Source organism: Kosakonia sp. YIM B13588, from assembly GCF_042788165.1.
Lineage (GTDB): Bacteria > Pseudomonadota > Gammaproteobacteria > Enterobacterales > Enterobacteriaceae > Kosakonia > Kosakonia sacchari.
Genome location: NZ_JBHZPO010000001.1, coordinates 747,019 through 764,247 on the forward strand (window position 1 = coordinate 747,019; position 17,229 = coordinate 764,247).

At 55.1% G+C, this 17,229-nt stretch carries 17 protein-coding genes; 7 read left to right on the plus strand and 10 right to left on the minus strand.

Annotation, left to right across the window (positions count from 1 at the left end; all coding sequences use genetic code 11):
- Window positions 1–228 precede the first annotated feature (228 nt).
- Window positions 229–1,620, minus strand: a complete 1,392-nt coding sequence (locus tag ACFX4U_RS03520) for a NarK family nitrate/nitrite MFS transporter (RefSeq protein WP_313507563.1) — start codon at window positions 1,618–1,620, stop codon at window positions 229–231.
- 308 nt (window positions 1,621–1,928) lie between these two features.
- On the opposite strand from ACFX4U_RS03520, the gene narX reads away from it, so the two are divergent.
- Together narX and narL are read left to right on the plus strand one after the other, a co-directional pair.
- Window positions 1,929–3,731, plus strand: coding sequence for a nitrate/nitrite two-component system sensor histidine kinase NarX (gene narX, locus ACFX4U_RS03525; protein WP_305735905.1), 1,803 nt, complete (start codon window positions 1,929–1,931; stop codon window positions 3,729–3,731).
- Window positions 3,724–4,374 carry a two-component system response regulator NarL gene (gene narL / locus ACFX4U_RS03530; protein ID WP_016495820.1) on the plus strand — a complete coding sequence of 217 codons (651 nt, stop codon included), beginning with the start codon at window positions 3,724–3,726 and terminating at the stop codon, window positions 4,372–4,374. Before narX ends, narL begins: the two co-directional genes overlap by 8 nt.
- 4 nt (window positions 4,375–4,378) lie before the next feature.
- On the opposite strand, the gene ACFX4U_RS03535 is transcribed toward narL, so the two are convergent.
- The gene (locus tag ACFX4U_RS03535; protein WP_313507561.1) at window positions 4,379–5,749 is read right to left on the minus strand and encodes a YchO/YchP family invasin; all 1,371 of its coding nucleotides are present in this window, start codon (window positions 5,747–5,749) and stop codon (window positions 4,379–4,381) included.
- Window positions 5,750–5,894: 145 nt separating this feature from the next.
- On the opposite strand from ACFX4U_RS03535, the gene ACFX4U_RS03540 reads away from it, so the two are divergent.
- The 4 genes from ACFX4U_RS03540 (at window position 5,895) to ACFX4U_RS03555 (ending at window position 9,227) form a co-directional block, all read left to right on the plus strand.
- Entirely contained in the window at window positions 5,895–6,443 is a 549-nt protein-coding gene (locus tag ACFX4U_RS03540; RefSeq protein ID WP_313507559.1) for a YbhB/YbcL family Raf kinase inhibitor-like protein, read from the plus strand.
- Between the two features lie 77 nt (window positions 6,444–6,520).
- The gene (locus ACFX4U_RS03545) at window positions 6,521–6,874 is read left to right on the plus strand and encodes a DsrE/DsrF/TusD sulfur relay family protein (RefSeq protein ID WP_305735902.1); all 354 of its coding nucleotides are present in this window, start codon (window positions 6,521–6,523) and stop codon (window positions 6,872–6,874) included.
- Between the two features lie 107 nt (window positions 6,875–6,981).
- Window positions 6,982–8,766: a methyl-accepting chemotaxis protein gene (locus ACFX4U_RS03550; RefSeq protein WP_313507556.1), complete on the plus strand. Its 1,785-nt coding sequence runs from the start codon at window positions 6,982–6,984 to the stop codon at window positions 8,764–8,766.
- 215 nt (window positions 8,767–8,981) lie between these two features.
- Window positions 8,982–9,227: a DUF1883 domain-containing protein gene (locus ACFX4U_RS03555; RefSeq protein ID WP_016495815.1), complete on the plus strand. Its 246-nt coding sequence runs from the start codon at window positions 8,982–8,984 to the stop codon at window positions 9,225–9,227.
- 9 nt (window positions 9,228–9,236) lie between these two features.
- Here ACFX4U_RS03555 and ACFX4U_RS03560 read toward each other — a convergent pair whose 3' ends face one another.
- On the minus strand, window positions 9,237–9,935 hold the full coding sequence (locus tag ACFX4U_RS03560; protein ID WP_305735900.1) for a gamma-glutamylcyclotransferase: 699 nt from the start codon (window positions 9,933–9,935) through the stop codon (window positions 9,237–9,239).
- A 171-nt stretch (window positions 9,936–10,106) separates the two neighbouring features.
- Window positions 10,107–10,337 (minus strand): putative cation transport regulator ChaB, encoded by a 231-nt coding sequence (chaB, locus tag ACFX4U_RS03565; protein WP_016495813.1) that lies wholly within the window; start codon window positions 10,335–10,337, stop codon window positions 10,107–10,109.
- A 274-nt stretch (window positions 10,338–10,611) separates the two neighbouring features.
- Between chaB and chaA the strand changes: the two genes are divergently transcribed.
- On the plus strand, window positions 10,612–11,712 hold the full coding sequence (gene chaA / locus ACFX4U_RS03570; protein WP_313507554.1) for a sodium-potassium/proton antiporter ChaA: 1,101 nt from the start codon (window positions 10,612–10,614) through the stop codon (window positions 11,710–11,712).
- A gap of 44 nt (window positions 11,713–11,756) precedes the next feature.
- Here chaA and kdsA read toward each other — a convergent pair whose 3' ends face one another.
- From kdsA to hemA, 6 genes are read right to left on the minus strand one after another with little or no spacing between them, the layout of a single operon-like run.
- The gene (kdsA, locus tag ACFX4U_RS03575; protein ID WP_200550802.1) at window positions 11,757–12,608 is read right to left on the minus strand and encodes a 3-deoxy-8-phosphooctulonate synthase; all 852 of its coding nucleotides are present in this window, start codon (window positions 12,606–12,608) and stop codon (window positions 11,757–11,759) included.
- Between the two features lie 36 nt (window positions 12,609–12,644).
- Window positions 12,645–13,454 (minus strand): invasion regulator SirB1, encoded by an 810-nt coding sequence (gene sirB1 / locus ACFX4U_RS03580; RefSeq protein WP_016495810.1) that lies wholly within the window; start codon window positions 13,452–13,454, stop codon window positions 12,645–12,647.
- Window positions 13,455–13,457: 3 nt separating this feature from the next.
- Complete coding sequence (gene sirB2, locus ACFX4U_RS03585; protein WP_313507551.1) at window positions 13,458–13,850, minus strand: invasion regulator SirB2; 393 nt, start codon at window positions 13,848–13,850, stop codon at window positions 13,458–13,460.
- A gap of 6 nt (window positions 13,851–13,856) precedes the next feature.
- Window positions 13,857–14,696 (minus strand): peptide chain release factor N(5)-glutamine methyltransferase, encoded by an 840-nt coding sequence (prmC, locus tag ACFX4U_RS03590; protein ID WP_305735897.1) that lies wholly within the window; start codon window positions 14,694–14,696, stop codon window positions 13,857–13,859.
- On the minus strand, window positions 14,696–15,778 hold the full coding sequence (gene prfA / locus ACFX4U_RS03595; RefSeq protein ID WP_313507548.1) for a peptide chain release factor 1: 1,083 nt from the start codon (window positions 15,776–15,778) through the stop codon (window positions 14,696–14,698). Before prfA ends, prmC begins: the two co-directional genes overlap by 1 nt.
- 39 nt (window positions 15,779–15,817) lie before the next feature.
- On the minus strand, window positions 15,818–17,074 hold the full coding sequence (hemA, locus tag ACFX4U_RS03600) for a glutamyl-tRNA reductase (protein WP_305735895.1): 1,257 nt from the start codon (window positions 17,072–17,074) through the stop codon (window positions 15,818–15,820).
- Window positions 17,075–17,229 lie beyond the last annotated feature (155 nt).

A 17,229-nucleotide genomic window follows, 5' to 3' on the forward strand; every position in this document is an offset into this window, starting at 1 on the left:
TATTTTTTAAGGCATTGATAAATAATGTTTTTATATGAACTCGCAGCGGCACAAGCAGATAATTCCGCGTTCCGGGGTATTAAGGGGTAGATGAACCTGCAAAGTGATGTCTGTCACAGAGGTTTCCGCAGCACGGCTGCAGTGATAATTTATAGTATGTTGTAACTAAGGTAGATGTAAAAAAAGCGCGGCTTTCACCGCGCAAGGATAATCAACATTTACTGAGTGTTATTGTTTTTTACGCCCGTATATCGCCCAGGTGATGACCACGCAGGCGATATAGAACACGAGAAACACTTTCATCGCGCCTGCCGGTGAGCCGGTCAACGCCAGTGAAGTGCCGAATGCTTTCGGAATAAAGAAACCGCCAATCGCGCCAATTGCCGAGATAAAGCCCAGCGCTGCGGCTGTTTCGGTGGCGGCTTCACGCATTGCTTCGCTTTCACTGCCGCCACGTTGTTGTACGCGTTCCATGGTTTTTTTACGGAAAATCACCGAAATCATCTGGAATGTCGAACCACTACCCAGCCCGGCCGTCAGGAACAGCACGAGGAAGACGCAGAAGAACGCGGTGAAATTGCCGCCAGTGCCGCCCGAAGGCAGGGTCAGGAACAGTAAGGCGCTGAAAATGGCCATCACCACGAAGTTCACCAGCGTTACGCGAGTTCCGCCCAGACGGTCAGAAATCGCACCGCCTGCGGAGCGTGCCAGTGCGCCCACCAGCGGGCCGAAGAAGGCGAAATGCAGGATCTGCACTTCCGGGAACTGGGTTTTCGACAGCATCGCAAAACCGGCAGAAAAGCCGATAAACGAGCCGAAAGTTGCCAGATAAAGGAAGCTCATGATCCACAGGTGCGAACGCTTGAGTACCGGAAGTTGCGCGCTAAGCGAGGCTTTAGAGGTCGCCAGCTCATTCATCCCGAACCAGGCAGCCAGGGTAAACACCGCCAGTAACGGTACCCATATCCAGGCGGCGTTTTCGAGGTACAACAACGAACCATCAGGTTGTGCAACACCGGTACCGCCAAAGGCGGCAAAAATGGAAAACGACACCGCCAGCGGTGCAATCAACTGCATCACACTCACGCCGAGGTTGCCAAAGCCACCGTTGATGCCGAGCGCGCCGCCCTGCTTCTGTTTCGGAAAAAAGAAGCTGATATTTGCCATGCTGGAAGCAAAGTTCGCACCCGCGAAACCGCACAGCAAAGAGATAATGATAAACGTGCTAAACGGCGTGCTCAGATCCTGTACGGCAAAACCCAACCACACACACGGAATGATTAAGATCCCGGTACTGAAAGCTGTCCAGCGACGACCGCCGAACACCGGCACCATAAAAGAGTACGGTACGCGTAACAGTGCGCCGGACACGGATGGCAACGCTGTCAGCATAAAGAGCTGGTCGGTGGTAAACTGAAAACCCACTTTCGGGAGATTGACGGCGACTGCGCTAAAAAGCATCCAGACGCAGAAAGCCAGAAGAAGACAAGGCACGGAGATCCACAAGTTGCGGCTCGCAATCTTATGGCCCTGCTGTTGCCAGAATGCCGGTTCTTCAGGACGCCAGTCGGTAATAACCCGCGCTGACGAACTTTTTTCCGGGATGGTTGAGTGCTGCATATACACCTCTGCTGATCGGTTTGATGCCTGCCACCTTAGTTTTTATAGCGGTAGTTAAGTTGATATAAATCAAAGGAAAAGCAGCCCATTTCACGAGCGAAAAATCACCATGCTCATTTATGAGTAGCGTTTACTGGCAAAAAAGGTGTGGTTTTTCACGGTTCTGACCTTCTCTACTCAGATTGTTCCCACTCTTGTCGGCTCGCTGGCAATAAAGGGGTAATCCTTTAGAGGTATGGGTATACCCCAGGCGATGGCTGACAATAGCACCATCCGCACCGCACGCGGCCGAGGAGCCTTAATCACGTATGCTAAAACGCCTTTTTTCACCGATCTCGCTGGTTAACCAACTGGCGTTGTTGATGCTGCTGTCGACCGCTATCGGTGTGACGGGCATGGCGATATCCGGCTGGCTGGTACAAGGCGTTCAGGGCAGCGCACATGCGATCAACAAAGCCGGTTCACTGCGTATGCAGAGCTACCGCTTGTTGTCCGCCATTCCGCTGCATGAAGACGAGCAATATTTGCTCGACGAAATGGAGTACACCGCATTCAGCCCGGAACTGGCGCAGGCGGCACAGCGCGACGGCCAGCAAGCGCAGCTCGCTGCCTTGCAAAACTACTGGCGCAGCGACGTCGTCCCGGCGATAAAACAGGCGCAACAACCAGCGCAAGCGGCGGAAATTATTGCGATTTTCGTTGGACGAATCGACCGGCTGGTGACCTCGTTTGACCGCAGCACCGAACACCGTATTGAACAAGTGGTGGTGATGCACCGGCTCATGGCGATAGTGATGGGCCTGTTATTGCTGTTTGCCGTGGTCTGGCTGCGGGCGCGTCTACTCCGTCCGTGGCAGCAATTACTGAGCATGGCGCGTGCGGTCAGTCAGCGTGATTTTACCCAGCGCGCGCGTATCAGCGGGCGTAACGAGATGGCGACACTTGGCGAGGCGTTAAATAACATGTCGGCCGAGCTGGGCGAGAGCTACGCGATACTGGAACGCCGCGTTCAGGAGAAAACCGCCGGGCTTGAGCAAAAAAACCAGATCCTGTCTTTTTTATGGCAGGCTAACCACCGGCTGCATTCGCGTATCCCGATGTGCGAGCGCCTGTCGCCGGTATTGAATGGTTTGCAGAATTTAACCCTGCTGCATGATATTGAGCTGCGGGTGTACGATCTGGAAGATGAGGAAAATCATCAGGATTTTACCTGTCAGTCAGATGCCAGTTGCGATGACAAAGGCTGCCATTTATGCCCGCGCAACGGTATTCTCACCGAATCCAGCGGTTTTGGCACCACGCTGAAATGGCGGCTGGCGGATGCGCACATGCAATATGGTTTGCTGCTGGCAACGCTGCCGCCGGGCCGCCATTTAAGTCATGACCAGCAGCAACTGGTCGACACGCTGGTGGAACAACTCACCGCGACGCTGGCGCTCGATCGCCATCAGGACAGGCAGCAGCAGTTGATGGTCATGGAAGAGCGCGCCACCATAGCCCGCGAATTACACGACTCCATCGCGCAGTCCCTCTCCTGCATGAAGATGCAGGTGAGTTGCCTGCAAATGCAGGGCGACGCGCTGCCGGAAAACAGCCAGCAGTTGCTGGGACAGATCCGCAACGAGCTGAATACCTCCTGGGCGCAGCTGCGCGAGTTGCTGACCACGTTTCGTTTACAATTAACCGAACCAGGGCTGCGCCCGGCGCTGGAGTCCAGTTGCCAGGAGTACAGCGGTCGTTTCGGTTTCCAGGTGCGTCTTGATTACCAGCTCCCGCCCCGGCTGGTGCCTGCACATCAGGCAATTCACCTGTTACAGATAGCCCGCGAGGCTCTGAGCAATGCATTAAAACACTCCGGCGCAACCGCGGTCAGCGTCGCAGTGCAACAGCAGGAAAACCGGGTAATATTGCGCATCACCGACAATGGTTGCGGCATCCCGGTCAATGCTGAAAGGACGAACCATTATGGATTGATAATTATGCGTGACCGCGCGCAAAGCCTGCGCGGCGATTGCCAGGTTCGCCCCGGAGCATCCGGCGGCACCGAGGTCGTCGTGACGTTTATACCAGAGACGTTTCTCTCATCCATGCAAGGAGATACCCATGAGTAATCAGGATCCGGCCACCATCCTCCTGATCGACGACCATCCAATGCTGCGAACCGGCGTGAAGCAGTTAATCAGCATGGCTCCCGACATCACCGTGGTCGGCGAAGCCAGCAACGGGGAGCAAGGCATTGAACTGGCGGAATCGCTGGACCCGGATTTGATTTTGCTGGATCTCAATATGCCAGGCATGAACGGGCTGGAAACGCTGGATAAGCTGCGGGAAAAAACCCTGTCAGGCCGCGTTGTCGTGTTTAGCGTTTCCAACCATGAAGAAGACGTGGTGACCGCATTAAAACGCGGCGCAGATGGCTACCTGCTGAAAGATATGGAGCCGGAAGATCTGCTGAAAGCGCTGCAACAAGCCGCAGCGGGCGAGATGGTACTCAGCGAAGCGCTCACCCCGGTGCTGGCCGCCAGCCTGCGCGCCAACCGCGCCACCACTGACCGCGATATCACCCAACTTACGCCACGCGAACGCGACATTCTCAAGCTGATTGCCCAGGGGCTGCCAAATAAAATGATTGCCCGTCGACTGGATATCACCGAAAGCACGGTTAAAGTTCACGTCAAACACATGCTGAAGAAAATGAAACTGAAATCCCGCGTCGAAGCCGCAGTTTGGGTGCATCAGGAACGTATTTTCTGACAGGTTACGGGTCTGGCAGCGTCCAGCCCGTGTTACTGTTTTCCGCTGGCGGGATCACCGGCTCCGTCAGCTGCAGTTCGATAGTGTTCGACTCAACGCGCTGCCCTTTCTCGTCTTCCACCAGTGCCGACAACGTCCAACGGTTAGTCGCACCTTCTGCGCTATCCCAGCGCGGCATAATCAGTGTCCAGCCATCGCCGCTGCGCCCATTGGTCGGCGGCGTGAGGCTTAACGCCTGGGTGTCGCCCTGCCAGGTTATCGAACGTACACCGTGCGTGCTGTTAATTTGCAGTTTCAGCGCCACCGTTTCACCCGGCTGCAAATCCCACGGCGGCGTGGCGAGAAATACCGACAGTGTTTTACGCTGGCGATATTCGAAAACCGGTGCATTGTTGCGCGTCGGGCTGTCGTAGCGGCTACCCCGTAGCGAACGGCTCTCTGCTACCTCGCTGGCAGAAAGTTGCTTCCACAGAGGTACACCAAAGCGATAATTCACTTTCAGGCCCAAATCGTTCTGGCTAACCCCACTCTCCCCTTGCCGGTGTTCGGCGGTCAGCGTCACCAGCGGGACCGGCGTGTAATTCACCCCCAGCTTCACCGCCACCGGGTTGTGATAGCCGGTGCCGGTGTCAAACAGATCAACGCTGTTGCCGAAATATTGCTCGACGCTGACGCTGGTATTGAGCTGCTGATAAAACGGCAATCGCGCCTGCGCCGTGACATCATAGCCCCGCGCCATACGCTGTTGCAGCGTGGCGGTCTGGTACTCCCAGCTGTTTACTGGCTGGTAGTAGTTTGCCGAAAAGCGTAAATATTCGCCCCAGGCCTCAGCGCCCAGCCCGGCGCGACCAAGATTGTCATCAAGTAGATTGTCGTAAAAAGTGTTGTAGCCCAGCAGCCAGTCGCCGGCGATCCAGCGCTGACCGACGCCAACATTTCCCACCAGCCCGGCGTCCTGCTGCGTCAGCCCAAGCTGGCTCCAACTGAGATAGCGATTATTATCCTGCAATGGCACAAACCAGTCGCCGTGGCTGCCGGTGAACCCGCCTTCATTATCCACTTTGAAATCCACGCTGGCGCTGCCCCACGGCGAAAGCCAGGACTCCACTTGCTGATTCACTTCGCCGCTAACGACATCGCGCAATTGTCCGAAAGCAAACTGCCGCGCCTGCTCACCGGTGGTCAGGCCGTTATCGTTCATACTGGCTTCGCCAAATGCTTTTGCCATCTCGGCGAAATGCTTTTCCTGCGCGCCATTTTCCGCAGCCATGCCAAGATCCGGCAAACCGTCGCCGTCATTATCGAAGGGGTTTTCTGCTTGCTGTACGAAGCTATTCTGCCGGGCACTGGCGACGCCGCTTATCAGTGACAGCATCAGAAGTGTAAGGAGAGGATAATTCATACCGTTAAGTTTAACGGTTTTGCCAGGGCTTTACAGCCGCAGACAAAATACCAGGAAAAACCTTATCCCGGCGCTGCGCTGCAGCTACAGTTAATGCACCCCTTACCGGAGAGCTGACATGAACACTAAGCATAAACTTTTGTGTGGTGCGATCCTGTTTTATGCCGCGCAGGCCAGTGCCAGCGAGCTGTTTACCCTGCAATCTTCCGCATTTGCTGATAACGCCTTAATGGAGAAAAAATTCGCCGGCAACGCCAGCAATAACCCGAACTGTACCGGCGAAAACCTGTCGCCGTCACTGGTGTGGAACAACCCGCCAGCCAATACACAGAGTTATGCGCTGGTGGTACACGATCCCGAAGGCGCGACCGGGCTGGGCGTAACGCACCTTGTGGCTTATAACATCGCCCCGTCCAGCACGGGCTTTGCACAAAACGATCTGCGCGATGGCAAAGGCTATACGGGCGGTAAGAACACGCCGGGGAATCTGCGCTGGCATGGCCCATGCCCTCCGCCAGGTAGCGGCGCGCATCATTACACCTTCACCCTCATCGCAACGTCGCTTAAGCCAACGCTTCCTGAAGGGCTTACGCGCGAAGAATTATTCGCGGAACTGAAAGGTCACACACTCGCCGCCACCGGCCTTATCGGTCGCTTTGGTCAGTAATTGTTGTTACTGCCTTTCGCCCGTTGTCCGGCCGCAGTAGCATAAGCGCCACAAGTCTATTTATCGAAGGAGTGAAGATGCAAAAGATTGTGATAATCGCCAATGGCGCGGCGTACGGCAGCGAGTCGCTGTTCAACAGCTTACGGCTGGCCATCGCGCTGCGTGAGCAGAATAGCGACACTGAACTGCGGCTGTTTTTGATGTCCGATGCGGTAACCGCCGGGTTGCGCGGGCAAAAACCTGCCGAGGGCTACAACATCCAGCAGATGCTGGAAATTCTGACGGCGCAAAACGTACCGGTGAAATTGTGTAAAACCTGCACCGACGGGCGTGGCATTACCGCGTTGCCGCTGATTGACGGCGTGGAGATCGGCACGCTGGTGGAACTGGCGCAGTGGACGCTGGCGGCCGATAAAGTGTTAACGTTTTAATATTGCGGCGAGTTTAATATTTTTTTCTTATGGGTGGCGTTACGTCATCAAGTTTGCCTGCTGTGTTGCCGATAGCCCTTTAAGACAACACAGCAGGTACTATAACTATGTTCAGATCGATTAAGTCCCGTATTATTGCAGCAACGGCGGGATGTCTCGCCGGCGCTTTGCTGCTTAACACCATCATTAACTATCAGGTAACCAGCCAGCACAGCCAACAAACCCAGCAGGATATTCTCTCCAGCACCAGCGCCAGTCACAGCATTGCGATTGCCGACTGGGTCGCCAGCAAGATGAACATGATTACCTCCTTGCAGAGCGTGGCGTTAACCGACGATCCCGTGCCGGTTTTCACGCAGATCGCGCGCGCCGGTGGGTTTATCAACGTTTATGTTGGTTACGCCACGAAAACGGCCAAATTCTCCGATCCGGGCGGCGTACCGGCAGATTACGACCCGACAATCCGCCCGTGGTATCAGCAAGTGGTAAAAGCCGACGCGCCTGTCGTTACTGCACCTTATGTTGACGCCAGCACCGGTGCGCTGGTGGTGACGTTCGCCGTTCCGGTCAAAGAGAACGGTATGTTAAAAGCCGTGGTTGCAGGCGATGTATCGATGGACAGCGTGGTGGCTAACGTGCGCGGTATCAGCCCAACACCGAACAGCACCGGTATGTTGCTGGCGAGTGACGGTTCAGTGATTGCCGCCGCCAACGACAAACTGACTATGAAGCCCTTTACTGAAGCCATTAGCGGCGTCAGCTTCGAACAGTTGCGGGCAGGAAAACGGGTGGCAGGTGTGTATGCCGGCGAAGATAAAGCGCTGCTGGCAAGCCCGGTCAAAGGCACAAACTGGTTGCTGGCGGTAGCGCTTGATAGCGCTGACTCGACCGCAGGACTGCGCGCGCAGCTTAAAGCCTCCGCACTGTCGTTGATTGTGCTGGTGCTGATTGCAGGCGCAGTGATGCACTGGATTGTCTCCACCCTGCTTAAACGTCTGCTGACGGTGCGCGATGCGATGAACGCCATCAGCAGCGGCACCAACGATCTCTCGCAGCGCTTACCAGTGGATGGACATGACGAGGTTTCGCAAATAGCTCATGCCTTTAACGCCTTCAGCGACAAGCTTTCCGTTGTGATGGTTAAACTGCGCGATTCCAGCAATTCGGTACAAGTGGCCGCGCAACAGATTGCCGCCGGCAACCAGGATCTCTCCGGTCGAACCGAACAAGCGGCCTCCAGCCTGCGCGAAACGGCCAGTGCAGTTGAGCAAATCACGGCGTCGGTGGCGCAGTCTACAGACGCGGCAGCACAGGCCAACGATCAAGCCCATGTGGCGTCACAAGCGGCATCGCGCGGCGGTCAGGTGGTGACGCAAGCGATCAATACGATGCAGTCGATTGAAGTGGCTTCGGCAAAAATTGGCGATATCACGAGCGTGATTGACGGTATTGCTTTCCAGACCAATATCCTGGCGCTCAACGCCTCGGTTGAAGCTGCCCGCGCGGGCGAACAAGGGCGCGGTTTCGCGGTGGTCGCAGGCGAAGTGCGCAATCTTGCCAGCCGAAGCGCACAAGCGGCGAAAGAGATCAAAACGCTGATCGACTCCACCACCGAAAGCGTGGCGACCGGTTCGCGTTTTGTCCGCCTGGCGGGTGACAGCATGACGGATATTGTCTCCAGTATCGACAGCGTGTCGGTGATCATGCGTGAAATTTCCGTCGCCACCAGCGAGCAGATGAAAGGGATTCAGGAAATTAACCATGCAGTGCTTGATCTTGACCGCATGGTGCAGCAAAACGCGGAACTGGTCGTTGAATCAACGGCCGCCGCTGGTGCGCTGCGCTCCCAGGCGACCGAGCTTGCTGAAACCGCCGGTCATTTCCGCATTTAATCTTTTATCGGCGCGTTTTAACCACGGTTTTACGCGCCGTCCTCTTCCCCTGCCGAATAATGTAATTTTTGTTTAATCGTTACGTCATTATTTGATCAAAATCAGCATTCGAACCCCCTCCGTTTGGTGTTATGCACTGAGTGAATTGTGAACAAAGTCACGCACGGGGATCCTTCCCGCACGGATCGCGTTGTTAAAAAACTACGGGGTTAAAAATGGCGGTGGTAAAAGCAAGTCTGAAGTTGTTTGGTGGGGATACAGTAGTTGTTCGTTGTTCCGAAAGTTGTCACATTCATTTGATGAGCGAGAAGAGCCGAACGCCGAACGCTCAAACAGATATTCTGAGTGTCCAGAATCGCGCAAGCGCCTATCTGGCTGTGCCGTACAGCGGCGTCTGGAGTGTGCTGATCGACAGCCACAGCCAGTCGCTGGAGCACTCAATCAGCTACGTCGCCGCTTAACGGCTGCGGTTAGCAGGCAAAACCAGGCTGCATCTCGGGGCCTGGTTTTTCTCCCTCCAGCAGCAAACGCACTTTCCCCACCAGATCGTTCAGGCAATCATCCTGCATGCCGAGCTTAATCAGCTCCTGTTCCAGTGAAAAAAGATACTGCGCATTCGTGCCGAGCGGGCCGCTGGCGGCGGCAATCAGCGGGGCAATGGTCTGCGCACGCGTATCGGATTCATACAGCGGATGGCGCGGATCCATAATAAACACCAGTGCATTCACCGTGCGGCCATCATCAAGCGCCAGTTTGCACCAGCTTGGCATGTAACAGCCGGTGATCATTTCGCGTTTCCACAGCAGCGTCAGCTCATCGTACAAGGTGTCGTCGGATAAACGGTACGCCACCCCCGTGGTGCGCCCGCCCTCTTTCAGGGCCAGCATGCGTCCCGGCTGGCAGGCGGTGCCGCGACCAGCGGTTAAGCGCAGGCAAAATGCGCGGTGCCAGCCCGTTAGTGTACCGGTGCAGGATTCATCAAACTCCAGCGCCGGGTTCCACATCAGCGAACCATAGCCAAAAATCCACACCGGGCCATCGTCTGGTCGACACGCCAGCGTCGCCGCCAGCGATGCCGCTCGCTGCTCCGCCGACCAAAGTAACGACTCGTCAATATCGCCGAATGCCGTTTTGCAATCTGCTGCTCGCAGAAAATCACGCGTTAACATCTTCTACCTCCGCCACTGCCTGCTTCCGTGCGACTGCTCAACTGCTGCCTTCCCGGCATATGCTGCTTTAAGCGCAGCTTACTACGACCTTATGCAATTCACAGGCCGCTGGCAATAGCGTCAATCCATCGAATAGAGCTATAAATGGCGAAAAGTAATTATTTCAGCGCGTTACTTCTTTTTATGCCATTTGTCATCGTCACCTTTCTGATAATCGTTTTTTACCGCCGCCCAGGCCACGCGGTGCGCCGTCTCCTCGCGGCTGGCGTCACCCTTGCGATCGTCTTTGTCTTTATATTGCTCCCAGGCGCTGTTAAAGGCCTCTTTATAAATTTCCTGCGCATGCGCTGGCAGGACATGTTGCACGCTCTCTGGGAGATCGGACTTCGCTTTATATGGCATTTCACGCTCCTTTTAGCTTAAAGAAGTAAGCCTGGACGACAAACACCGGGTACGCCAGCAGAGGGGATAAAATGCCAGACAGGAATACTTATCCCACTGTAAGATAAATAGAAATTAAACGAGAGTGGATATTTTATTTAGTTGATAACAAAACGAAGCGATGAGGGTAAAACTACGTAAAAAACCCCATAAAAACAGCGATTTTTGTTATTTTATGACCCGTTCTTTTTTTCTCTATAATTCGCAAACACCTGCACTGTGATGGAGCATCATAATGACAACAACGCATGAGGCGGTGAAAACCCGCCACAAGGAGACAACCCTTATTTTCCCGGTGCTGGCGCTGGCAGTGCTGCTTTTCTGGGGAGGTTCGCAGTCACTACCAGCGGTTATCGGCATTAATTTATTAGCACTGGTTGGTATCTTATCCAGCGCGTTTAGCGTGGTACGCCACGCCGACGTGCTTGCCCATCGGCTTGGCGAGCCCTATGGTTCACTGATCCTCAGCTTGTCGGTGGTTATCCTCGAAGTCAGTTTGATTTCCGCACTGATGGCAACGGGTGACGCCGCGCCGACACTAATGCGTGACACGCTCTATTCCATCATCATGATTGTCACCGGCGGTCTGGTGGGCTTTTCGCTGTTGCTGGGCGGGCGTAAGTTCGCCACGCAATATATGAATCTGTTTGGCATAAAACAGTATCTGATAGCGCTGTTTCCGCTGGCGATTATCGTGCTGGTGTTCCCGATGGCGCTGCCAGAAGCCAATTTTACCATTGGTCAGTCGCTGCTGGTGGCGTTGATCTCAGCTGCCATGTACGGCGTGTTTCTGCTTATCCAGACCAAAACGCACCAGAGCTTGTTCGTTTATGAGCATGAAGACGAAAGCGATGATGACGATCCGCACCACGGCAAACCGTCCGCGCACGGTAATCTGTGGCACACGCTGTGGCTGGTTATCCATCTGGTTGCGGTCATTGCCGTGACGAAGATGAATGCGACGCCGCTCGAAGCGCTGCTGACAGAAATGAATGCGCCGGTGGCATTTACCGGTTTCCTGGTGGCGCTGCTGATCCTCTCGCCGGAAGGGTTAGGTGCGTTAAAAGCGGTGCTGAACAATCAGGTACAGCGCGCAATGAACCTGTTCTTTGGCTCGGTACTGGCGACGATTTCCCTCACCGTCCCGGTTGTGACGCTCATTGCGTGGCTAACCGGTAATGACCTGGTATTCGGCCTTGGCGCGCCGGAAATGATTGTCATGGTCGCCTCGCTGCTGCTGTGTCAAATCTCGTTCTCTACCGGGCGAACCAATGTGCTTAATGGCGCGGCGCACCTGGCGCTGTTTGCCGCCTACCTGATGACGATATTTGCCTGACGGGCAGAAACAAAAAACCCCGCGTTCGCGGGGTTTTTTTATGCTTACTCGGTATCGAGTTCGCCGAAGCTTTTCACCAGATCGTCAATCGCTTTGATCTGTTTTAAGAACGGCTCCAGTTTATCCAGCGGCAGTGCGGACGGGCCGTCACATTTGGCGTTATCCGGATCCGGGTGCGCTTCAATAAACAGCCCTGCCAGGCCGGTTGCCATCCCGGCGCGCGCCAGTTCGGTAACCTGAGCACGACGACCGCCAGACGCCGCGCCGAACGGGTCGCGGCACTGTAATGCGTGGGTGACATCGAAAATCACCGGCGAGTTGTTGGAGACTTTCTTCATCACGCCGAAGCCCAGCATGTCGACCACCAGGTTGTCATAACCAAAGTTCGCGCCACGGTCGCAAAGGATCACTTTATCGTTACCCCCTTCGTGGAATTTATCCACGATGTTGCCCATCTGACCGGGGCTGACAAACTGCGGTTTTTTCACGTTGATGACCGCGCCTGTTTTCGCCATCGCTTCAACCAGATCGGTCTGACGCGCGAGGAACGCAGGAAGCTGGATCACATCCACCACATCAGCCACCGGCTGTGCCTGCGAGGCTTCGTGCACGTCGGTGATCACTTTCACGCCAAAGGTCTGTTTCAGTTCCTGAAAGATTTTCATCCCCTCTTCCAGACCCGGTCCACGGTAGGACTTGATGGAAGAACGGTTGGCTTTATCAAAAGAGGCTTTGAACACGTACGGGATACCCAGTTTCTGGGTCACGGTGACGTAGTGTTCGCAAATGCGCATTGCCAAATCGCGGGATTCCAGCACGTTCATACCACCAAACAGTACAAACGGCAGGTCGTTCGCGACGTTAATGTCGCCAATGCTGACCACTTTTTGTTTCATAAAATCGCCTTATCGAGTGTGAATCGGAACAAATCTTTAATGCAGGGTAATCTGCTTGTGCGCAATCGAATTGATTTGCGCACGGATCATTTCGCTTATCGGATCCTCAGGACACTGCTCTACAAAGTAGTTCAAATCATTCAGCGCCACATGGTCACAATCCAGCTGCGCGTAAATCAGACCGCGATCGCGGATCTCATACGGATCTTCGGGATTAAACTGCAACAGCGCTTCACTGGCGCGCAACGCCAGTTCCATCTGCTGCTCTTCCATCAGCGCCGACTTCAATGTATCCAGCAGCTTGCGGATCACTTCGGCGTTGTCGGCTTCATCAAGATCTTCATTAAACAGCTCGGCAACCGGGCTGATATTGCCTTTCAGCCACACTTCCAGCGTGTGTTCGTCCAGCGTGTCGCCGTTAAAAGGGTTAATCAGCCACATTTCGCCATCCAGCCATTCGGCGCGCAGGATGAGCTGAGTCGGGAAAATCACCGGCGTCAGGGGAATATCCAGCTGACCGGCGACCCACAGTAAAATCGCGCCCAGCGATACCGCGCTACCCTGACGGTTTTGCAGCACTTTATCCAGCCACAGCGCGTCAGATAAACGGTACACGCCGCGGGTATCTTTAAAACCCCATTCGCCGTAAAACAGCTCAACGAGTTTTTCCAGTTGCCAGTCCTGAGGCTTTGCCTGACCTATCTCCTCACGTGCCAGACTGAGCAACCGCTCCAGTTCGTCTTGCACATATTGTGAAGGAAAGTCATCGCGAATCAGCTCGGAAACAAGGATCATCCCGTCGCATAACGGCGCTTTGTTAAATTCGAAATCAGCTAACGATCTCATGTCTTACCCCAGTATCGGTACTTTTGTGGCGGCGAGTTTAATGATGATGTACAGCACCACCAGCCCCAGCAAAAAAGCGATAAAACCTGTTTGCTGGCCGCGCGGGCGATGTCGCCCCAGCGCAATAAAACCCAAAACGATGTAGATGATAACGCCAAACAGCTTTTCAGTCAGCCATGCGCCTTTAACCGTAAATGGCAAATAGCCTGTTACCCACATCAACCCTGCGCCGCTTAGCAGCAGCACGGTATCCACCGTGTGCGGCACCACCCGCACCCAGCGGGCGTTAATACGCGGATCACCCGACCAACGCCACCAGTAACGCAAAACAAACAGGCTAATGGTGAGCGCAACAGACGTCAAATGCAATGTAATCAGCAGCTTAAAAGCATTCATTGCCTGTTACTCCTGTAAAGGCCATTGCCCCAGCGTCAGGCGTTCGTTATCACCGTAATCCCGGCACGTTGCCACGTGCTGCCAGCCGTAACGTTCGAAGATAGCGCGAACATCTGCGCCCTGTTGCCAGCCGTGTTCGAGCAGCAGCCAGCCGCCGGGCAACACATGCTGGCGGGCATCGTCAATAAGGGTGTGTAAATCTGCCAGACCGTTGTCGGCCGCTACCAGCGCACTGAGCGGTTCAAAACGCACATCACCCTGCGCAAGATGCGGATCGTGCTCATCGATGTAAGGCGGATTGCTGACAATCATGGCAAATTGCTGCCCTTCAAGCGCGCTGAACCAGCGGCTTTGCAGGATCTCAATATTGGTGAGGTTCAGATGTGCGGCGTTGCGTTGTGCCAGCGCCACCGCATCCGGCATCAGATCGACCGCCGTGACATTGCAGTCCGGGCGCTCGCTCGCCAGCGCCAGCGCGATGGCGCCGCTGCCGGTGCCTAAATCGAGAATGCGACACGGTGAGGAAGGAAGGCGCGCCAGCGCCTGTTCTACCAGACACTCGGTGTCCGGGCGCGGAATAAGGGTTGCCGGAGAGACAAACAGCGGCAGTGACCAGAACTCACGTACGCCAATCAGGTGCGCCACTGGCTCGCCATTTACACGACGAGCCAGTAACGTCGCCAGCTGTTGCTGCTGCCCAGCGTCAAGCATGGTTTCACCAAACGCGAGAATAAACGTACGTGATTTGCCAGTGACAAACCCCAACAGGATCTCCGCATCACGGCGCGGGCTTTCGCTCGCGGCAAGCTCACGTATCGCCTGGCGCAACCACTGTTGATAATCCATTATTCCTGCTCGGAGAGTGCTGCCAGTTGGTCGGCCTGGTATTCCTGCACAATCGGTTCGATCAGCATATCCAGCTTGCCTTCCATCACTTCGTCGAGGCGATAAAGCGTGACGTTGATACGGTGATCGGTCACACGACCCTGCGGGAAGTTATAGGTGCGGTTACGGTCGCTGCGATCGCCGCTGCCCAGCAGGTTACGCCGTGTTGACGCTTCTGCCTGCTGGCGTTTTGCTGTTTCAGCGGCGCGAATGCGCGCACCGAGTACTGACAAGGCTTTCGCTTTGTTTTTATGCTGCGAGCGTTCATCCTGGCACTCGACCACAATCCCGGTCGGCAGGTGGGTAATACGGATCGCGGAATCGGTGGTGTTAACGTGCTGACCGCCCGCGCCGGAAGAGCGGAAGGTATCAATACGCAGATCGGCCGGATTGATATCCGGCATTTCGGCTTCCGGTAGCTCCGGCATTACGGCCACGGTACAGGCAGACGTGTGAATACGACCCTGCGATTCCGTTGCCGGAACGCGCTGGACGCGATGGCCGCCAGACTCAAATTTAAGACGCCCGTAAACGCCCTCACCGCTGATTTTGGCGATCACTTCTTTAAAGCCGCCGTGCTCACCGTCGTTAGCGTTCATGATCTCGACGCGCCAACGGCGGGATTCGGCATAACGGCTGTACATACGGAACAAATCGCCGGCAAACAGCGCCGCTTCGTCGCCACCGGTTCCGGCGCGAACTTCGACAAACGCATTACGCTCATCATCGGGATCTTTTGGCAGCAGCAACAGTTGCAATTGCTGCTCAAGTTGTTCGCCTTTTTCTTTTGCGTCGCGCAGTTCATCCTGCGCCAGGTCGCGCATTTCCGGGTCGTCGAGCATCATCTGCGCGGTTTCGATATCTTCCTGAACCTGTTGCCAGTCAGTAAAACAGCGCGATACATCGCTCAGTTGTGCGTATTCGCGCGACAGCGCACGGAATTTATCCTGGTCGGCGATGGTTTGAGCGTCACCGAGCAGCGCCTGAACTTCTTCATGGCGCTCATGCAGGGCTTCCAGTTTGGCAACGATAGAAGGCTTCATAGGCGTAAATGCACCTTTTAATAATAAGAGAGTGTTGTGCTAATCCAGCCCGAGGCTGTTGCGCAGAATATGCAGACGCTCATCGTCCCCGTCACGGGCGGCCTGCTGAAGAGATTTGGTTGGGGCGTGGATAAGGCGGTTGGTCAGTTTCCACGCCAGGTCTTGCATGATAGCTTGCGGGTCGCCGCCCTGCTCCAGCGCGGCAAGCGCTTTGGCGGTCAGCTCATCACGCGCCGTTTCAGACTGGCTGCGGTATTCGCGAATCGTCTCGCTGGCACTTTGCGCACGCAGCCAGGCCATAAATTCACTGGTTTCCTGGGCGACGATGGTTTCTGCCTGCACCGCAGCGGCTTTACGCTGCGCCAGGTTGTGCTGAATAATACTTTGCAGATCGTCGACGCTATAGAGATAGGCGTTCGCCACTTTGCCCACTTCCGGCTCAACATCGCGCGGCACAGCGATATCCACCAGCAAAACAGGCTGATTACGCCGCGCTTTCATCGCGCGCTCCATCATCCCTTTACCAATAATCGGCAGCGGGCTGGCGGTGGAGCTAATCACGATATCGGCATCTTTCAGGCGCTCATCAATGTCGCTTAAAGAGATGACTTCCGCACCGACTTCATCCGCCAGCACCTGCGCGCGTTCACGCGTGCGGTTGGCGATGATCATTTTCTGCACTTTATGCTCGCGCAGGTGGCGCGCAACCAGCTCAATGGTTTCGCCCGCGCCCACTAACAGCACGGTAACCGACGCAAGGGATTCGAAGATTTGCCGCGCCAGCGTACAGGCGGCGAAAGCGACCGATACCGCACTGGCGCCAATATCGGTTTCCGTGCGCACACGCTTGGCGACGGAGAATGATTTCTGGAACATGCGTTCCAGATCGCTGGCGTTGTCATGACCTCGTTGGGAATCGGCAAAGGCCTTTTTCACCTGGCCTAAGATTTGCGGCTCGCCGAGAACCAGCGAATCCAGCCCGCTCGCCACGCGCATTAAATGGCTGACGGCGTCATTATCCTGGTGCCAGTAGAGGCTCTGAAGCACTTCTTCTTCACGCAAATGGTGATAATCACACAACCAGCGCACCAGCGCTTCTTGCAGGTTATCCCGCTCTTCAACACTCAGATAGAGCTCGGTGCGGTTACAGGTTGACAGCACCACTCCGCCTTGCACCATCGGCTGCGACAGCAGGCTTTCTAAAGCCTGGTCAAGCGTTTCCGGCGAAAATGCAATGCGTTCTCGCAACGAAACGGGAGCCGTTTTGTGATTGATGCCAAGAGCTAAAAGGGTCATGAGCGCGGGAATAGTACCAACGTTGATAAGGTTAGACTGCACGCATCATACAGGATGAGTGAGGTCAATAAAAGAGACACTACCCTTTCGGAGTAATTGGTAATTTAATGATTTAAGACAACTTGAACGTAGACGCTGTTTCAGTGCGGCGCTAG